The organism is Paenibacillus sp. FSL R7-0340 (assembly GCF_038002205.1).
Classification (GTDB): domain Bacteria; phylum Bacillota; class Bacilli; order Paenibacillales; family Paenibacillaceae; genus Paenibacillus; species Paenibacillus polymyxa_B.
In genome coordinates, this window is the sequence record NZ_JBBOBY010000002.1 from 581,726 (window position 1) to 599,433 (window position 17,708).

The 17,708-nt window shown below is 44.1% G+C and carries 16 protein-coding genes; 12 read left to right on the top strand and 4 right to left on the bottom strand.

All coding sequences use genetic code 11. The features are described from left to right. Window positions 1-213 precede the first annotated feature (213 nt). From MKX59_RS25520 to MKX59_RS25545, 6 genes are all read left to right on the top strand, one after another. Window positions 214-1,239 carry a methionine ABC transporter ATP-binding protein gene (locus MKX59_RS25520; protein WP_053324692.1) on the top strand — a complete coding sequence of 342 codons (1,026 nt, stop codon included), beginning with the start codon at window positions 214-216 and terminating at the stop codon, window positions 1,237-1,239. Next, window positions 1,229-1,891, top strand: coding sequence for a methionine ABC transporter permease (locus MKX59_RS25525; protein ID WP_071559258.1), 663 nt, complete (start codon window positions 1,229-1,231; stop codon window positions 1,889-1,891). Before MKX59_RS25520 ends, MKX59_RS25525 begins: the two co-directional genes overlap by 11 nt. A 43-nt stretch (window positions 1,892-1,934) precedes the next feature. Further along, window positions 1,935-2,822 carry a MetQ/NlpA family ABC transporter substrate-binding protein gene (locus MKX59_RS25530; RefSeq protein WP_023987134.1) on the top strand — a complete coding sequence of 296 codons (888 nt, stop codon included), beginning with the start codon at window positions 1,935-1,937 and terminating at the stop codon, window positions 2,820-2,822. A 64-nt stretch (window positions 2,823-2,886) separates the two neighbouring features. Then, window positions 2,887-4,095, top strand: coding sequence for a M20 family metallopeptidase (locus MKX59_RS25535; protein ID WP_068938578.1), 1,209 nt, complete (start codon window positions 2,887-2,889; stop codon window positions 4,093-4,095). Window positions 4,096-4,350: 255 nt separating this feature from the next. Beyond that, the gene (locus MKX59_RS25540; protein WP_071559257.1) at window positions 4,351-5,784 is read left to right on the top strand and encodes a purple acid phosphatase family protein; all 1,434 of its coding nucleotides are present in this window, start codon (window positions 4,351-4,353) and stop codon (window positions 5,782-5,784) included. A 211-nt stretch (window positions 5,785-5,995) separates the two neighbouring features. Then, a complete protein-coding gene (locus MKX59_RS25545; protein ID WP_023987137.1) occupies window positions 5,996-7,222 on the top strand; it encodes an RtcB family protein in 1,227 nt (408 codons plus the stop codon). Between the two features lie 116 nt (window positions 7,223-7,338). Here MKX59_RS25545 and MKX59_RS25550 read toward each other — a convergent pair whose 3' ends face one another. Together MKX59_RS25550 and MKX59_RS25555 are read right to left on the bottom strand one after the other, a co-directional pair. Beyond that, window positions 7,339-8,229, bottom strand: a complete 891-nt coding sequence (locus tag MKX59_RS25550) for a shikimate dehydrogenase (protein WP_071559256.1) — start codon at window positions 8,227-8,229, stop codon at window positions 7,339-7,341. 29 nt (window positions 8,230-8,258) lie between these two features. Beyond that, window positions 8,259-9,449: an MFS transporter gene (locus MKX59_RS25555; RefSeq protein WP_028542037.1), complete on the bottom strand. Its 1,191-nt coding sequence runs from the start codon at window positions 9,447-9,449 to the stop codon at window positions 8,259-8,261. Between the two features lie 216 nt (window positions 9,450-9,665). Between MKX59_RS25555 and MKX59_RS25560 the strand changes: the two genes are divergently transcribed. From MKX59_RS25560 to aroD, 3 genes are all read left to right on the top strand, one after another. Continuing rightward, window positions 9,666-10,577: a LysR family transcriptional regulator gene (locus MKX59_RS25560; RefSeq protein ID WP_023987140.1), complete on the top strand. Its 912-nt coding sequence runs from the start codon at window positions 9,666-9,668 to the stop codon at window positions 10,575-10,577. A gap of 130 nt (window positions 10,578-10,707) precedes the next feature. Then, complete coding sequence (locus MKX59_RS25565) at window positions 10,708-11,970, top strand: MFS transporter (protein ID WP_081365935.1); 1,263 nt, start codon at window positions 10,708-10,710, stop codon at window positions 11,968-11,970. A 103-nt stretch (window positions 11,971-12,073) separates the two neighbouring features. Beyond that, complete coding sequence (gene aroD, locus MKX59_RS25570; protein ID WP_071559254.1) at window positions 12,074-12,838, top strand: type I 3-dehydroquinate dehydratase; 765 nt, start codon at window positions 12,074-12,076, stop codon at window positions 12,836-12,838. Between the two features lie 103 nt (window positions 12,839-12,941). On the opposite strand, the gene MKX59_RS25575 is transcribed toward aroD, so the two are convergent. Then, window positions 12,942-13,514, bottom strand: a complete 573-nt coding sequence (locus tag MKX59_RS25575) for a shikimate kinase (protein WP_023987143.1) — start codon at window positions 13,512-13,514, stop codon at window positions 12,942-12,944. Between the two features lie 554 nt (window positions 13,515-14,068). Between MKX59_RS25575 and MKX59_RS25580 the strand changes: the two genes are divergently transcribed. From MKX59_RS25580 to MKX59_RS25590, 3 genes are all read left to right on the top strand, one after another. Beyond that, on the top strand, window positions 14,069-14,761 hold the full coding sequence (locus tag MKX59_RS25580) for a pectate lyase (RefSeq protein ID WP_023987144.1): 693 nt from the start codon (window positions 14,069-14,071) through the stop codon (window positions 14,759-14,761). 135 nt (window positions 14,762-14,896) lie between these two features. Then, entirely contained in the window at window positions 14,897-15,934 is a 1,038-nt protein-coding gene (locus MKX59_RS25585) for an aminoglycoside phosphotransferase family protein (RefSeq protein ID WP_175405209.1), read from the top strand. Between the two features lie 54 nt (window positions 15,935-15,988). Beyond that, window positions 15,989-16,987: a glycosyltransferase gene (locus tag MKX59_RS25590; protein ID WP_023987146.1), complete on the top strand. Its 999-nt coding sequence runs from the start codon at window positions 15,989-15,991 to the stop codon at window positions 16,985-16,987. A gap of 120 nt (window positions 16,988-17,107) precedes the next feature. On the opposite strand, the gene MKX59_RS25595 is transcribed toward MKX59_RS25590, so the two are convergent. Continuing rightward, complete coding sequence (locus tag MKX59_RS25595; RefSeq protein ID WP_158451748.1) at window positions 17,108-17,593, bottom strand: DUF1036 domain-containing protein; 486 nt, start codon at window positions 17,591-17,593, stop codon at window positions 17,108-17,110. Window positions 17,594-17,708: the final 115 nt, after the last annotated feature.

Below are 17,708 nucleotides of genomic sequence, written 5' to 3' on the forward strand. Positions count from 1 at the left end.
AATGACAGGAGTCAGAAGGCTATATTCATTTTTTATTGACAGATTCTCCTTCTTGTCTTAAGGTGTTAACAATGCAATATACAGTTAAATAATCCCACCTTCGTTCAAACGAAGATTAGGGAATTTTTTTAGGGTATAAATCCGATTAAATCCACCGGATTACTAAAATAGGATGGAGGAATACATACATTGTAGACGTAAGGAGGAAGCAGTTTGATAAAGTTTGAACAAGTTAGCAAAATATTTACCTTACCCAATCGTAAGGTAAATGCACTCGAAAAGGTTTCGTTATCGGTTAAAAAAGGAGAAATTTTCGGCGTGATTGGCTTTAGCGGTGCAGGTAAAAGTACGCTGCTGCGGCTTGTCAATTTACTTGAACGCCCCTCAGAGGGACGAATTGTCGTTAATGATCAGGATGTTACTCAGATACGTCCTAAGGAACTAAGGAATTTAAGAAGACGGATCGGGATGGTATTCCAAACCTTTAATTTGTTTAACTCTCGTACTGTATATGGGAATCTGGCTTATCCTCTAAAACTGGCTAAACTGCCCAAGGCACAGATAGATGCTCGTGTTAAGGAACTGCTGCAATTTGTTGGATTGGAGGATAAAGCGGATTCCTATCCGGAGCAGTTATCTGGCGGGCAAAAGCAACGGGTCGGCATTGCCAGAGCACTAGCGAATTCGCCCGATATTCTCATCTGTGATGAAGCGACCTCGGCCCTCGATCCGGAAACGACAGAAGATATATTGAGGCTGCTGAAAAAAGTAAATGAAGAGTACCAGATTACGATCTTGCTCATTACCCATGAAATGAATGTGATTCGCAGTATTTGTGATCGTGTGGCGGTGATGGAGAATGGTAGGGTGATTGAGCAGGGCAGTGTGTTCGATGTATTTGCCAATCCACAGACGAAGACGACGAAAAATTTTATTCGCTCTGTACTGAATGATCAGCTTTCACCCAAACTGCTGAGCAAGATTCGGGAGCATCACGCTGGCCGATTGTACAGACTTGTTTTTCGGGGTGGGGCGACCAGTGAACCGGTGCTTTCTAGAGCGACACGGAAGCATAATCTGGATTACAACATTGTATATGGAAGTATTAATGAGCTACAGGGAGCGCTGTTCGGAAGCTTAATTGTCGAGTTAATCGGTGCAGACAATGAAGTTAACAAGGTCGTGGAGGAACTACGAACGACGGTGGAGGTCAGGGAGGTCGTCGATCATGAGAGTTAATTGGGATACATTTTGGCTCAAGGTAGTGGAGGCTACAGGGGAAACGCTTTTGATGGTTGTTGTCACGCTGATTTTTGCCAGTATTCTGGGGCTTATGATTGGTTTAGTACTGTATGTGACACGTAAAGGGAGCTTGTTTGAAAACAAATTTGTGTTTATGTTTCTGAATTTGCTGATTAATATCATTCGCCCGATTCCGTTTATCATTTTTTTAGTGGCGATTAGCCCGTTTACGCGTTTAATCATGGGAACCACGATTGGAACCTCGGCGGCTATTTTCCCAATGACTATTGTAGCGGCCTTTGCTGTAGCGAGAATTGTGGAAAATAATCTGGTCTCCATAGATCCGGGCATGATAGAAGCTGCCAAGGCACTGGGAGCGACTCCATTTCAGATCATCACGGGTGTGTTGATTCGGGAAGCGCTGGGACCTTTGATTCTAGGGTTGACGTTTATTACCGTGGCCTTGATTGATTTCTCTGCCATGGCTGGTACGGTGGGCGGAGGAGGCCTTGGGAACCTGGCAATGACCTATGGTTATCAACGATTCGATACTTCGGTCATGATTGTCACGATTGTTTTGCTGATCCTTTTTGTACAGGTCGCCCAATATACGGGGAATTACTTGTCTCGTAAATTTCTACGGCGCTAATGGGAACAGAGTATTATACATAACGATTAAAGGGGAAATGAAAATGAAAAAAATATTTCGCTTGGGTTTATTGGCTATTCTTAGTGTAGCGGTTCTATCTGCTTGCTCAGCTAACGGTTCGGGCTCAAATGCAAATGAAAAAGTACATGTTAAAATCGGGGTTTCAGGATCTGAGGACACGTATTGGGATGTGCTCAAGAAGAAAGCAGAGGCCAAAAATATTGAAATTGAGCTGATCAGTTTCTCGGATTATACATTACCCAATAAGGCGCTCGCCAATAAAGAGGTAGATTTGAATTCCTTTCAACATTTGGCCTTTCTCAGTCAGTTTAATGTAGAAAATGATGTGAATATCGTCCCTATTGGTGCAACGATTATCGCTCCAATGGCACTGTACTCTGAAAAATTCAAAAACGTATCGGATATTCCTGACGGCTCCAAAATTGCTATACCGGATGATCCGTCCAATCAGGGACGGGCTTTAAAACTTCTCCAGTCTGCAGGGCTGATTAAATTGAAGCAGGATGCGGGCCTGTATCCGACCACGGATGAAATCGAAGGGAATCCTAAAAAGCTGGAGATTGTCCCAGTTGTCGCCCAGCAGACGCCGCGCGTCTTGTCTGATGTAGCCGCCTCAGCTGTGAACAGCGGTGTTGCTACAGATGCCGGGCTCAAGCTGGATGGAGCCATCTACAAGGATGATGCAAGCAGCGAAGAAGCGAAGCCATATGTGAACGTGTTTGCTGCCCGTGCGGAGGATAAGGATAATGCGACTTACAAAACGATCGTGGATTTGTACCATGATGCTGATGTAGCCGAGGCGGTAAAACAGGATTCCAAAGGAGCTAACGTCGTGGTAGACCAGTCTGCCGAAGAGCTACAGGCCACATTGGATAAGCTGGTAGCAGATGTTAAAGCGCAAAAGAAATAAGAATGTTGAACAGAAGTAGGGTTGGAAGCATACTAATCTATTTTCGAAACGAGGAGAGATTGCGATGAGTACAACGAACACGGTCGATACACATAGACAGCGGATTATTGAGGAAATTGAGGATTCTCGTCAGCTTTACACGGAAACGAGCCGGTTTATTCATGCTAATCCCGAAATCGGCAATCAAGAATTTCAGGCTTCCCAGGCACTGACGGGCATTTTGGAGCAAGCGGGGTTTGAGGTAACTCGGAATGTAGCGGGACACGAAACCGGATTTGTTGCCCGTAAGGCTTCTGCTAGACCAGGTCCGAAAATCGGATACTTGGCTGAATATGATGCATTGCCCGGTCTGGGCCATGCTTGTGGCCACAATATTATCGGAACCGCAAGCACGGCAGCAGCCATCGCCTTGGCGCAGGTGATCGACGAAACGGGAGGTGAGGTGTATGTGTTCGGTACACCAGCGGAAGAAGGCGGTCCTAATGGCAGTGCAAAAGGCAGCTTCGTGAAGCACGGGCTGTTCGAAGGGATTGATGCTGCACTGATGGTTCATCCATCTGGTGTGACCCGGCTGACCTCACCAAGTCTGGCAGTTGATCCGCTAGATTTTCATTTTTACGGCAAAGCGGCTCACGCCGCAGGATCACCAGAGCAGGGAATCAATGCGCTCGATGCGGTGCTGCAGTTGTTCAGCGGTATCAATGCTTTGCGTCAGCAACTGCCGACCGATGTGCGTATTCATGGCATCATTACGCATGGAGGAGACGCGCCCAATATCATTCCGGACTATGCGTCGGCACGCTTTTTCATTCGGGCAAGTACTTGGCAGCGCACAGAGGAGGTTTCCACGAAAGTTCGCCATATCGCAGATGCTGCTGCTTTGGCAACAGGAGCCACTGTGAAAATCGAACGTTTTCAAAATGAAGTGCGTGATTTCATTCTGAACGATACCCTGGATGAGGTAGTAGGTCGTGAACTGGAAGCGCTGGGAGAACAGCTGGATCGTGGCCCTCGTGCCGGACTGGGTTCGACGGATGCGGGAAATGTAAGCCATGTTATCCCGACTGCACATGCTTACATTAAGATCGGTCCGGATGATCTCATCGCTCATACGGTGGAATTCAGGGAAGCGGCTGGCTCTGAGAAGGGTGAGGAAGCCTTAGTGATTGGAGCCAAGGCGTTAGCCTTGTCAGGCTTGGAGCTACTGGTGAATGAAACACTACTGGTTGCGGTGAAGGAAGATTTTAAGCGTACGCATTCAGCGGCACAGTAAGCCAAGTCCACACATGGCATAGCAGAGCCGTCTAATATGAGTGTTATAGTTGAAGAGGATATCCTACAGTCTGTTTGGCTGCATGGATATCCTTTTTCATTTTCTTATAAGCTGCTATCATTGCTCCTCAATCGCTAGGTCACTCATAACCTCATTTTTACAAAGTACTATATTTCCAAAAACAACGTATTAACATTTGATTGTTATGATTATAGTTATAACTTTTACATATTAACTGCAAAGAGGAGTGTACACATGTTTAAGAAGTTTCAAAAGTGGTCAGCAACATCTATGTCTGTTGCTCTTGCACTAGGTTTGATTACTGGCATGTCAGCCTTACCTGTCCATGCTGAGTCACCAGGGAACACAGATCAAGGGATTAGTAAAGTTACAGCTACATTTTATGGAGACACAAAAGTCTCCAAAGGATTTACTTGGTATACTTCAAAACTTTTCACGAACAGCACTGTTCAAGTAATCAAGAAAACGGCTTCTGAAGCTGATTATACGAGTGCTCTTACATTTGAAGGCACTTCCTCTCCATCGACCAATTCTGCAGAAGAGCTTGTCCATAAAGCTGTAGCTACAGGTCTTCAAGCGGACACAGCTTATTATTATCGTGTGGGTGATGCAGCGCGCGGGATATGGAGCGAAACAGGTACGTTTCAAACGGCTCCTAAGAGCGGTGAATTTACCTTCATCGATCTAGCTGATACACAAGCAAAAAGCGAAGATGAAGCCATATTGTCTTCACAGACGCTCGAAAAAGCACTTCAAACCGTAGAAAATGCTCAGTTTGTAGTCCACAACGGAGATATCGTAGATACGGGTACCAAAGAAGAGCAGTGGAACTGGCTGCTGGGGCATTCACAAAAAAGCCTTTTGAATACAACCATTGTTCCTTCAGCGGGTAATCACGAGGATGAGAACTACGCTTTTTATGATCACTTTAATATTAACGAACCTTCTGGTTCCGCTACTAAAACAGGAGCGTACTACTCTTATGATTACAGCAATGCTCACTTTATCGTACTGAACTCCAATGAGGACTCAGAGAAATATGCCAATTTTTCTGAAGCTCAAGTCGAATGGTTAAAGAAAGATGCGGCAGCAGCCAAAAGGGCAGGTGCAAAGTGGATCATTGTTAACATTCATAAAGGTCCTTACACTACCTCTAATCATGCAACAGATTCTGACATCATGGATAAGAATGGAGTTCGTAACCAAATCGCTCCACTAATGGCCGAACTTGATATCGACTTTGTCGTGCAAGGGCACGATCATATTTACGCTCGTACGAAACCAATCAACCAAGAGGGTAAAGCAACAACGCCAACAAAATTAAAAGATACATTAAATGATAAGACGATTGAATATAGTGTGAATCCAGATGGAAGTATCTATGTCATCCCAGCAACCGCTGGCCCCAAAGTCTACTACAAAAACCCAAGTGAAAAACTTGGAGATAAGTACTATAATCTCTTTGAATTAGCTGAAGAGAATCATGCGGCAGTATATGGCCCAGATCCGAGTGACAATCGTAGACCAACACGTGGACAGGTACAGAATTTTGTTGGCATTACTGTAGACGGAAATAAACTTACAGCCGTAACGTATGAAATTGATCAAAACAAAAATGATTCCAAACCTTTTATTGTGGATCAATTCGGAATCATCAAAAAAGATTAGTATAATTGATTTAATAGTTTCTAAATGATCATAAAAGGATATCCTACAGTCTGGTTGGCTGCATGGGTATCCTTTTTCATTTTCTTAGGGGATATCTACTATTGTACTTGTAATACTTACGCCCTGTTCGGAAGCTGGTAAAACGTACATAATGCAATTAACGACTTTACAAGTTTAAACATGGAGTGACTTACAGGAGGATGAAACGACGATGGCTTATCAAGAAATCAATGGAGTACGAGTATGGGGATCACCTGATCCAGGGGCATTATCTCAAGCTCGTACATGTGCCGAAAACGGTAATGTAATTCAAGCGCTGCTGATGGCAGATCATCATAAAGGCTACAGTCAGCCGATTGGCGGTGTGATGGTGTATGACGGACAAATTTCGCCTTCAGGTGTCGGGTATGATATCGGTTGCGGAAATAAGGCGGTAAGAACCAAGCTGTTTGCAGCAGATATTATGCCGCGTATTTCAGCCGTGATGGATGAGGTTGCATGTCATATTTCGTTTGGCGTAGGTCGTGTGAATGCAATTCAGATAGACCATGAACTGTTCGATGACCCGGATTGGGCAGTATATGCGGCGATTGGGAAACAAGAACATGACAAACTGAAGTCCTTGGCGAGAGAACAGCTGGGTACAGTAGGGAGTGGTAATCATTTTGTTGATGTATTCGTCGAGGAAGCGACAGGACAGGTCTGGATTGCCAATCATTTCGGCAGCCGGGGCTTTGGACACAAAACAGCAAGTGGGTTTCTAAATTTGGCCGCTGGACGAGAGTTTCTCGGAAAGGCGCCGGGAGAGCATATGGATCAGCCGCCTGTGCTGCTGGATATGAACAGTGAGTTGGGGGATATGTACTACCGTGCGATGCGCCTTGCCGGACGCTATGCGTATGCGGGACGTGACTATGTGATTGAACAAGTGCTTGGTATTATGGGGACCGAAGCGGACTTTACTGTGCATAACCACCATAATTACGCATGGAAAGAACAGCATGATGGGCGTGACACCATTGTGGTCCGTAAAGGCGCTACTCCCTCGGCACCTGGCCAGATGGGCTTTATTGGAGGAAGCATGGGCGATATTTCGGTGATTGTACGCGGAAAAGATTCGGTAGAAAATCGGGATTCCTACTATAGTACAGTTCATGGGGCAGGTCGTATTATGAGTCGTACCCAGGCAGCTGGTAAAATGAATTGGAAAACCCGCACACGGAGTGGTGGACAAATCACGGACGTACAGATGAAGGAGGCCGTTCTGAACTATAGTGTCGAGCTGCGCGGAGCCGGTACAGATGAAAGCCCGTTCGTCTACCGTAAACTGCGCGAGGTACTGGATGCTCATTCCGAGACCGTGGAAGTTATGCATGAACTGAAGCCTATTGGGGTATGCATGGCTGGGGCTAATGAATTTGACCCTTATAAGGATTAATAAAAAGACTATGCCAGGCAGAAGTGTTCATTCGCCGAGCATAGTCTTTTGAGTACATAAATGAGTATATAATAGAAGGAATTCATTGCTTGATGCGTTTGTTAGTAGCTCTATGTTTACAGCTTGTCAGCAAAAAGCTGTTCTTTAATATAAGCGACTGGCATTTCTTGGCCTGTCCACAGTTCGAACGCCAATGCACCCTGCCACAGCATCATGCCCAGACCGTTAATGGCAGTTGCACCTACGGATTCGGCTTGTTCCATCAGCTTGGATTTAGCTGGGCTGTACACTACATCGGTTACGATCAGATCGGAACGAAGCATGGACACATCTTCAATCACACTTTTGCCTTCTAACGGTTTCATACCAACCCCTGTACCGTTAGCGAGAATATGACTTGTGCGGATCTCTTCACGTAGCTGTTCTTGATTTTCCAATGGATAGATATTCGCCTTAACTTGGGTGTGTTTCATATCTTCATTAATAATACGGACATTCTCTTCTGCACGAGCAAAGAACTGATCGTTACGGGCAAAGATTGAAATTTCAGCCAGACCTGCTTGAGCCGCTTCAATAGCAATCGGTGTAGCTGCGCCGCCAGAGCCGACAAGTGTCATTTTCTTACCTTTCAGGTCAATGCCGTGTTCACGCAAGTTACGAACATAACCAGATCCATCTGTACTGTAGCCTTTCAGTTTACCATCTGTGTTCACGACGGTGTTGACGGCACCTGTAAATTTAGCGCTGTCGTCCAGCTCGTCAAGATACTGTAGAATAGCTGTTTTATTAGGCATAGACACGTTATAACCGCGTATGTTCAGAGCGCGCATCCCCCGTACCACTTCTTCAAGTTGTTCATTTCCTACTTCAAAGGCCATATACACGTTATTTAGACCCAGCTTTTCAAACGCAAGATTATGCATAGCCGGGGACAAAGAGTGTCCGATTGGTGTAGCAAGCAGTCCGATTAGTTGTGTTCTTCCGTCAATACGTCCAGCATTTTTCATGATATAAGCCTCCAAGTAATCTGTGTAGTTTAATGAAATACTTTTTTATATCGATAAGCAACAAACACGGCCAGCAAAATACTGACTACAGCAATCGCAATATCCAGAATGAATACCGAGGTAATTCCCAAACTTTTGGACATGCCCCCGGTAGCCAAAGGCATCAGGATGAACGAAAGACTGGCTGCTATGTTCACGAGAGAAGTCGTAGTGCCTTTGTTCTTGCGGAAAAATTCCGTCATAACCGTGAGGGCAATTTGGAATATGCCTGCGGTAGACAAGCCGATCAGGAATGAACTGATCAAAGTAGCGACAGGATTGTGCCATGTAATTAAAGCTAGCAAAGAAAGTAGGGCAATAAGCGGATATACAATCATGACAGTAATCGGTTTAATGAATTTACCAAGTACCACTGCTAACAAAATAACGGAAACCAATGAACCTATACTATAGTAGCTCAGCAGTTTAATGGCACTGGCTTTGTCCATGCCTAGGGCCTCTTGTCCAAAGGTAGGAAGCCATAGCTGCACGATCATGAACAATACAGTAGAAGTAAAACCGATAATAATCAGAGATAAACCTTCTTGCCAAAACTTAGGCTCGCTGCGGAAAATATCTGTGGATTGGGCAGCCTCGGTTGGAGCCTTTTGTTCCTCAGCTTTGTGGTTGGGGAAAGCAGTCATCGACAAGAAGATACCGTTCAGCAGATAAATCCCTGCTGGAATAAAGAAGGAATATCCATAGAACATATCGTGATTAATAAAGAATGCAATCATGAACGGAATCACAATAGCACCGATAGAGATGGATGCTTTGACCAGTACAGTTGCAGATCCTGCTTTTTTTCCAAAGCCTTCAATTAATGCAGGATACGTTCCTGAATCCATCATAGAGTTGCAAAGCCCTGCGATAATGGCAAATACGAATGCCAGCGAATAGTTAGGTGCAAGCGGAATGCCAATCAGAAAGATTAAATAAGCAAATGATGCAATAACAATGAGTGGTTTTCTTCCGTATTTGTCTGACATTTTTCCGGCTACCCCGAGAGCGAGCAGCTTACCGATCCCAATCGCGGACACCAGATAGCCGATGGCTGCTTTATCCGTGTTCAATTGGACGGTCAGGAAGCTCATATTCGACGAGAGAATAACATTGATCATACCCAGAAGAAAATAGTTGATGTAAAGCCCTGCTGCCATTCTGATATAAGGATTTTTCATAAGTGTAACTCCCAACTTAAATTTTAGATCAATGGCCTAGGTAGGCATCGTCCAGCGGTATTGCATTACGCCTACAGATAAGTGAAATTATTCACATTCTTTCTATGTCATTATTATATAAGGAGTGTTATTATAAATCCAATGCATATTTCTATCGTTTTTCATAGTTTGGGTCTATAATTTAAAATATGAATTAAAGAAGGAGATTACATAATTATGAACCTGAAGCACTTACAATATTTTCGTGTACTTGCGGAGATGGAGCATTTTACCCAGGCAGCTATGCGACTATGTATTACTCAGCCCAGTTTAAGTCATGCGATTTCAGAATTAGAAAAAGATTTGGGAGTTCATCTGTTTGAGAAGCAGGGGAGAAATATTCGGTTAAACAAATACGGACGATTTTTCCTGAAGTATGTGGAGCACGCGATGGATGAATTAGAAAAGGGAGAACACAATTTACGGGAGCTAGTGAGTCCAAGCCATGGAAATATAGATTTGGCGTTCATTTACACGTTAGGCTCACACTTCATTCCAGCGATCATTCAGGCCTTTTCAGCTCTAGATGCCCGTAAAGATATCTCCTTTTCGTTTCACCAAGGGAATACGAACGATATTATCAAGGGGCTGAAGCAGGAACATTATGATGTGGCGTTCTGCTCTCACATGGAAAATGAACCGGATGTGGAGTTTATTCCGTTGGCTCAGCAGGAACTGGTTGTCATTGTTTCGCCTGATCATCCACTGGCGACTCTAGACCAAATTGATCTCAAGGATACAGCGGATTATCCGGTGATCTTCTTCAACAAAAAGAGTGGGGTTCGGCCCATTATTGAGAATTTGTTTGTCAAAGCGGGCGTCACGCCACAGATTATTTGCGAGATTGAAGAGGATACAGCAATGGCAGGGCTGGTGTCTGTCAATTACGGAATTGGGGTTATGCCTCGAATTTCATCGTTAGATTATTTTAACGTCAAAACATTGCCTATTGTAAATCCAGAATACGAGCGTTTTATCTACCTGGCCAGCATCAAAAATAGATATTTATCCCCGGCAGTAGTGGACTTTCGGAACTTTGCACTAAGCTACGGCAAGGAGTTTTATCTGAAAACGCATCAGCGCGTCTAGGTTGGGGTCCCGCAATATTTAAACTTGATAAATCTTAAAATGTGTTCTATACTTCATCATCGACACAGGTAATGTGAAATGATTCACATTTTTAATACTACAAGACTTACTTACAAAAGCAGGTGAATTCATGATGAAACGTTCTTCTTTTCCAGTGGCGACAGGCCTTTATGTAAACTATCTTTTGTTCGGCATGTTTAATATTATGCTGGCGTCCCACATGTCCTTTTTAACAGAGCATTTGCATACAGATCAGGCGGGCATCAGTCTCTTGGTTTCTGCGATGGGATTTGGCAGGCTGTTTACGCTGTACATATCCGGGGTGCTCTCCGATCGTTATGGTCGTAAGCCGTTTATTGTGGTAGCAGGGCTACTAATGGCTGTATTCTTGGTCGGTATACCGCTAAGTCCCAGCTTTGAGATGGCGATCGTACTGGCTGTGCTGGCAGGCGTAGCGAATTCTTTTCTTGATTCAGGTACTTATCCAGCGCTGATCGAAGCTTTTCCCCAATCCTCTGGTTCGGCTACAGTGTTGGTAAGAGGTTTTATATCCATCGGGGCGGCATTTTTACCGTTAATGATTATCTTTTTTATGAATCACGACATTTTCTACGGATTCTCTTTCTTTTTACCAGCCCTCATATTTACTTTGAATGCAATCTACTTGTTCAGAATGAAGTTTCCAGACATGCGGGTTCAGTCACCCAAGGAGCCAGTTGGTGATACTTCTGTATCGAGCGTTGAGCAAGCGGGAAAATTGGAGGCAAATGATCGGAGTAAGCCGCGGTTTTGGCAGGAAGGAGTATGCCTTATCTTGCTCGGATTTACCGGACCTACCTTGCTTTATATTGTGCAATTATGGTTGCCTACTTTTGGACAACAGTTTATCGGTATGACCCAATCAGAGTCTCTCAGATTATTAGTTTATTACAATGTCGGTTCACTGATTTCCGTGTTTGTATTGGTAATTGTGTTAAGAAAATGGGTTAAACCTGTTCACATTATTCTTATTTATCCATGTATTTCCCTGTTGGCTTTTGGAGCGCTTCTCCTATTCAAGTCAGGGGCGGCGGCCATTATTTGTGCGAGTGTCATTGGGTTTTCAATATCAGGTGTACTTCAGCTGACATTAACCGTAATGAGTGAATTTTTTAGTCAACGAAAAGGACAGATTACCGGGTTTGTGTATACAGCAACCTCGCTGTCATACACGGTCATTCCTGTGTTTACAGGCTTTCTTTTGAAACATTCTCAGATATCGAGTGTTTTTATGCTAGCTATTATTGTGAATGTGCTAGGGATCGTACTAGCGGTGTTTGTTAATTTTCGGTACAGTTTAGTTTTTCCAGCAAGTCGCAAATTGTCCCCTAAAATCGTACTTGATACCAAATAAATGACGACTGGACCTAATCATCTGCATGCTTATTCAGAATGCGTTATACTATGAATTATTGTACATGTTCGACTTGAAACTGTAATTTGGGAGTGAGATAGAGATGGCTAAAATCGTAAAGGTGAAAGATGTTCTGATCGGTGAAGGAGCGCCAAAAATTTGTGTGCCCATGGTGGGAGAAACGTTGGAGCAGTTGAAGGAAGAGGCCACTTATTTACGTACGCTCGACCTGGATATCGTGGAGTGGAGAGTCGATTTTTTCGAGCATGTGGAGGATCTGGAAAAGGTTAAAGCTGCCTTACATGAAATTCGGTCTATTTTAGCAAATGTTCCGCTCGTATTTACGTTCCGTAGCGCTCGGGAAGGCGGAGAAAAGGAAATCAGTGCAGCGAGTTATGTGGAATTGAACCGTACAGTAGCCGAAACGGGGCAAGTCGAACTTATTGATGTAGAGCTTTTTAATGAGGAAGCTGATGTGAAGACGCTGGTAGAAGCAGCACATAAGCATAACGTATATGTGATTATATCTAATCATGATTTTCATAAGACGCCGTCGAAGGAGGAGATTGTGTCCCGGTTACGTAAGGCGCAGGAATTGGGAGGCGATCTGCCTAAGATAGCAGTGATGCCAACCAATACAGCCGATGTGCTCACTTTGCTGGATGCCACGCGTACCATGGCAGAAGAGCATGCAGATCGGCCGATTATTACGATGTCGATGGCGGGGAAAGGTGTTGTGAGCCGCCTGACCGGAGAAGTGTTTGGTTCGGCTCTGACCTTTGGTGCTGCTAAGAAAGCTTCCGCACCGGGGCAGATTCCTGTCACTGAACTGAGAGAGATATTGACGGTGCTGCATAACCATTCTTAAAAGATGGATAGGCATTACTCGCTAGTCAGTAATATATCCGCAGTGAACCAAAAAGGAAGGCCCCCATGCGGTAAGCATGCGAGCCCTCCTTTTTGTGTAACTCTTAATTCAATCCCCGAGTAGGTTCATACAACTCCCAACCTAGATTCAGCGTTTGAATAATATAGTCTGCGACTTCTTCCGCATCCAACTGATCCGTATCGATCTTGGAGTGATTCACCGCGTAAATGTCCTGTCTGGAACGGAAGAGATCCTCAATTTCCCCTAAAGTCTTGTTTTGTAGATTGGGACGGGTGTCAATCAGCATCTTGAGCCGATCTTTCCAGGAATCCCAATTTAAATCCAAGAAGAAAACAATCGATGAAGCCAAACAAGCTTGCTTCACCTCTTCCTGTAAAAATGCACCACCGCCAACGGAAATGATTTTGAGGCGTGTGTTGCTGCATAGCTTCAAAATATGCTCTTTTTCAATCTCACGGAAACGCTTCTCTCCATAAGTTTTGAAAATCTCTGTTGTTGGCATGTTGTATTCTCGTTCAATCTCCTGGTCAATATCCACGAAATCGCGATACAGCTTGCGCGCTAGATGGGAACCGATCGTTGTTTTGCCTACACCCATAAAGCCGATGAGCACAATATTTTGTTCTTTTAATGGAATCTCACTATTGTTTTGCACGATAACCACTCTTTTCTCACCAGTAATGTTGAGATGTGACGCTTCAAAGCACTAAATACATTATACGTTCATCAAACGTGTCATTCAATAGTATAGACTACATCAAAAATGAGGTATAGAACGAAATAAGGTTCTGATTACCATTGTAGTGACATAGAGCACGCATTAGAGACTAGATACTCAGTAATTTGATGCGTAAATTGTCAAAAAATAAACTTGTACAAGTATAAAAGAGGCAATATTGTGTACTTAATTGAAAAAAAGGACATATTTTGGCGGAAAATATATTGAAATTACTGGAAGTATGATTATAATAGAGTTATGCAAATTGTAAATGTAATCGCTCTATTTACAATTTGTGCTTTATATTAATTAGGAGACAAAATTGCTTTGAACCAAAAACCAAGTATACATATGCAAATAGTTAAATAACGACTTTTAGACGTGTATCGGTCAATGGGTTCATTGTACGAAGGTGGTGATACGGTCTACGCGCTCTAGTCAACGAAGAATTGACAAGAATAAAAAAATATCTACGAGAGGGATGAATTGAAATGAAAACAAACACAGCTAAAGTATTGAAAAAGGGAATCAGTATCGCTTTATCAGGAATGTTGGTCGCTTTATTTGTCGGCAATTATTCTGCACATGCAGCTCCAGAAGTCGTTCATAAGACCATACTTGTTAAAGCTGGAGAAGTATACGATGGTAAAGGCAAGACTGTAGTGGCTGATCCCGATACCTTGGGAGACGGAAGCCAGAAAGAGGCTCAAAAGCCTATTTTCAAGCTTGAAAATAATGCAACTTTGAAAAATGTGATCATCGCTGCCCCTGCTGCGGATGGTGTACATGTGTATGGCAACGGAACTATTTCCAACGTAACGTGGGAGGATGTAGGTGAAGATGCCTTGACGCTTAAAGAGCCAGGCACGGTAAACATTACGGGCGGTGGAGCGTTCCATGCGTACGATAAAGTATTCCAAATTAATGCCGAAGGCACGATTAACATTAAGAACTTTAGAGCCGATGATATCGGAAAGTTGGTTCGCCAACTTGGGGGCTCTACATTCAGAGTGAATATGACTTTGGATAACTCGGATATTTCCAACGTTAAGGATTCAATTCTGAGATCGGACGGTCCTAACAGCAAAGCTAAAATTACGAACACTCGTTATCACAATGTGAAACAATTGTTCAAAGGCTTTAAATCCAGTAATACGAGCGAGTCCGGCAATACTCAATATTAATCGGAGTAAGATAGGAGTAGAGATATGATAAGGGGCTGTCCAACAGGTCTTGTGATCTGATTGGACAAGCCCCTTTTTTGGTACGGCGAGTTTCCCCAAGATGATCTGGACTTCGTTCGGAACGAGGACTGTGATATGATCGTGCTATTACATTTTATACAAAAAAGTTGGGTAGCTATGAATCCTTTTCATCAATATGTGAATGTTGACGGCACTTTGAATGATACGCTGGCGCGGAATCGTGAAATTTTATATACAGGTACGAATGGTCGGCATGTGGAACGTTTTTACGTGTCTTCCTCTGAAAGTTATATATTCAAACCTCTAACCAACGATGATCAGGAGGGGCGGGAGAGATGGGTGTACGAGCATGTGCTTCCTGCGTTATCACCAATCTATCCCCGATTGCTAGCCTGGTCTGACGCAGACGCGGATGGCGGAGGAGAATGGATGGTTTTTGAGGACCTTGGTCCGTTACATCATCTACACGCAGACGAAACCCTGTTACGGGCTATTGGACTTGTTGCATGGTGGCATGCTTTGCCGACGGATCGTTTTGCTGGAATGCCGCTGCGGGGACCGAAGCCACTCATTCAGGAGATGGTTTCCGAGCTATACACGCGCAAGCCGGATGTGTTAAAGCTTTGCAGCTCACTGGGATTATCTAAGCAACAGATGCAGCGTATGTATGTACAGCTGGAGCATTTATCTTTTTCACAGCAGCTAGTACTGTCTCATGGTGATCTTCATCCGGGGAACTATGCGCTGAGCGGGGAACGGCTTATGGTACTGGATTGGGAGCATGCTCATCTGAACACACCGCTGTGGGATGTATATCACCTGATCGACATGTCCCATCCGTTGTTTCCCCGACGGATGACGTCCGAATTGCGTATTCGTATACTGGACACATACGTGGAGCAGCTGGAGCTGTTGGGGATAAGAGTGGATCGAACGGCATTTATGCTGGAATATGGCATGTTTGCGGTGGTATTTTCGCTCTGGATGCTGTTGTTAATCACAAGTGATTTGCAAAGGATTGGAACGAACCTGCATAGAAACGGCGATAAATGGTCAAAAGAGCAATTAGAGTCCCAGTTGGATGAAACGTTAGCCTGTTTGAACCAATGTGCAGCGATGATGGATTGGGGACAAGCCCAACAATGTAGATAGTAGCTTAAGACATAGACTGTATTTAGTTAGTAAAAGAAGGTGGGAAATAAATCCATGAAAAAAGTCGGTTTGGTCATGAGAAAAATACAATTTGCTGAAGCACAGGGTCCTCGTATTTTTGCAGAACGTCTGAAGCAGATCGGGTTGGAATTGGGGGTGGACATCGTATTTGTATCACCAGAGCGCCATGTGAGCAGCCATGACTGGCTTCCGGGCTATGAGCACGAAAAGGGCGACTTGGTCAACTATGACGTCGTACTGGACCAACTCCATGAGCAGCAGATTGAGCACGTTATTTATACGGTATCTGGCTTTACCTATTTGAACATGTTCTTTAAAAACAGCGTGCTTTTTCCGCATAGTTTTCCTGATCCGGCACTTACAGGCTATGAGATGATGAAGCCTTTTTATCAGATCGTGGACAAGGCTATTGTACAGACTGCCTTTCTCAAGCAGGAGATGGCTTCGAAGTTTGGCGTAACCGACGTGACAGTCATCCCGATCGGATTTAATGAGCGGCTGGTTGAAAAGCATTTTGATCCCTCGCAAGTGGTAGAGAACCGGGTGATGTGGATTGGTAGAGATGAGGAGAACCGACGTCCGGATTTGGTGCTGGAGTATGCGAGGCATAATCCTGACAAGGATGTCTATATGGTATTTGGCGGTGAACGCTACAAGGAAAGTATGAAGAAGTACGATATCCCGGACAATGTTAAACTTCAATTTGCGTTGACGCAAGATGAGGTGTTTGCACTGATGAACACGGCAAAGGTGTATTGGAGCTGCTCCAAATTCGATACGTTCGCGATGCCACTGACCGAAGCGCTGGCTATGGGTAAAATCGTCGTGAAGCCAGAGCATCCTTGCTATGGACATATCAGCTCTACGCATTCTTTTTCAGGGAATGAGAAAAACTGGTTCGAGCTGGTCAATATGGCTGCCGCCTCACCGCGCCGGGTTTCTACAGAAAATCAGGCATACGCTATGGAAAAGTTTTCAAGTCAGGTGATGAAGCAGGGCTATCGGGACTTTTTTGATCATTGGTTAAGCTGAACGGCGAGGCAAAACACTGTGGTTGCAACAAGCGTCTGAATGTCCAGAGTGAAATAAAAATAACCCGCAAGGTGGTCACTTTTTTTCAAATATCCATCATGCGGGTTACGGTTCTTTGACTTATCGTTTGGACTTTACTGGAACCGGGGTTCCTTTTTTAAAGCGAGCCGGTCTTCTCGGAATTCTGCGAATGCCGGAGTCCTCCGATTTAGAAGGTAATGCTTTATGAGTTGTCTTTGTTGACAGTTGGCTGGTTCTGCCGAACTCGACAGTGTAACTGTCTACAGATGAGTCAATGGAAAGTCTACGCATCCCCACTCGTCTGGATGATCCGCTACTATAGTTCCAACACCAATGAAAATCACTGCTAGTGCTTCTCGGAAGCCGTGTGCGGTACGTACCACGCCACGAATTGGAGTGATCTTCAGCATAATAATAGAATGTGGTTCCCCCGACAGAACCACTCCATACTTCTCTCGTATCACCAGGTTCTATCCGATACCAGCCCATTTTAGAATAATTGGTGGGATGACAGTCGGAACTAGGATAAGCATAGGCGGCATAGATGGTATTACTCGTGTTGTTTGTAAAAAAAAGGCTCATCATACACACTTCTTTCCTCATAAATTTGTATTACAATGTCATACTATGAGGAATTTAGAAGAAGAGAGTGGACAATATCTCTCAATCTATGAAAAATGAACCAATCGTTTACGTCCAA

What these genes read in the sequence shown, in the direction of transcription:
- MKX59_RS25525 (WP_071559258.1), top strand. Translation starts at nt 1,229, where the DNA reads ATGAGAGTTAATTGGGATACATTTTGGCTCAAGGTAGTGGAGGCTACA.
- MKX59_RS25530 (WP_023987134.1), top strand. Translation starts at nt 1,935, where the DNA reads ATGAAAAAAATATTTCGCTTGGGTTTATTGGCTATTCTTAGTGTAGCG.
- MKX59_RS25535 (WP_068938578.1), top strand. Translation starts at nt 2,887, where the DNA reads ATGAGTACAACGAACACGGTCGATACACATAGACAGCGGATTATTGAG.
- MKX59_RS25540 (WP_071559257.1), top strand. Translation starts at nt 4,351, where the DNA reads ATGTTTAAGAAGTTTCAAAAGTGGTCAGCAACATCTATGTCTGTTGCT.
- MKX59_RS25545 (WP_023987137.1), top strand. Translation starts at nt 5,996, where the DNA reads ATGGCTTATCAAGAAATCAATGGAGTACGAGTATGGGGATCACCTGAT.
- MKX59_RS25550 (WP_071559256.1), bottom strand. Translation starts at nt 8,229, where the DNA reads ATGAAAAATGCTGGACGTATTGACGGAAGAACACAACTAATCGGACTG.
- MKX59_RS25555 (WP_028542037.1), bottom strand. Translation starts at nt 9,449, where the DNA reads ATGAAAAATCCTTATATCAGAATGGCAGCAGGGCTTTACATCAACTAT.
- MKX59_RS25560 (WP_023987140.1), top strand. Translation starts at nt 9,666, where the DNA reads ATGAACCTGAAGCACTTACAATATTTTCGTGTACTTGCGGAGATGGAG.
- MKX59_RS25565 (WP_081365935.1), top strand. Translation starts at nt 10,708, where the DNA reads ATGATGAAACGTTCTTCTTTTCCAGTGGCGACAGGCCTTTATGTAAAC.
- aroD (WP_071559254.1), top strand. Translation starts at nt 12,074, where the DNA reads ATGGCTAAAATCGTAAAGGTGAAAGATGTTCTGATCGGTGAAGGAGCG.
- MKX59_RS25580 (WP_023987144.1), top strand. Translation starts at nt 14,069, where the DNA reads ATGAAAACAAACACAGCTAAAGTATTGAAAAAGGGAATCAGTATCGCT.
- MKX59_RS25585 (WP_175405209.1), top strand. Translation starts at nt 14,897, where the DNA reads ATGATCGTGCTATTACATTTTATACAAAAAAGTTGGGTAGCTATGAAT.
- MKX59_RS25590 (WP_023987146.1), top strand. Translation starts at nt 15,989, where the DNA reads ATGAAAAAAGTCGGTTTGGTCATGAGAAAAATACAATTTGCTGAAGCA.
- MKX59_RS25595 (WP_158451748.1), bottom strand. Translation starts at nt 17,593, where the DNA reads ATGATGAGCCTTTTTTTTACAAACAACACGAGTAATACCATCTATGCC.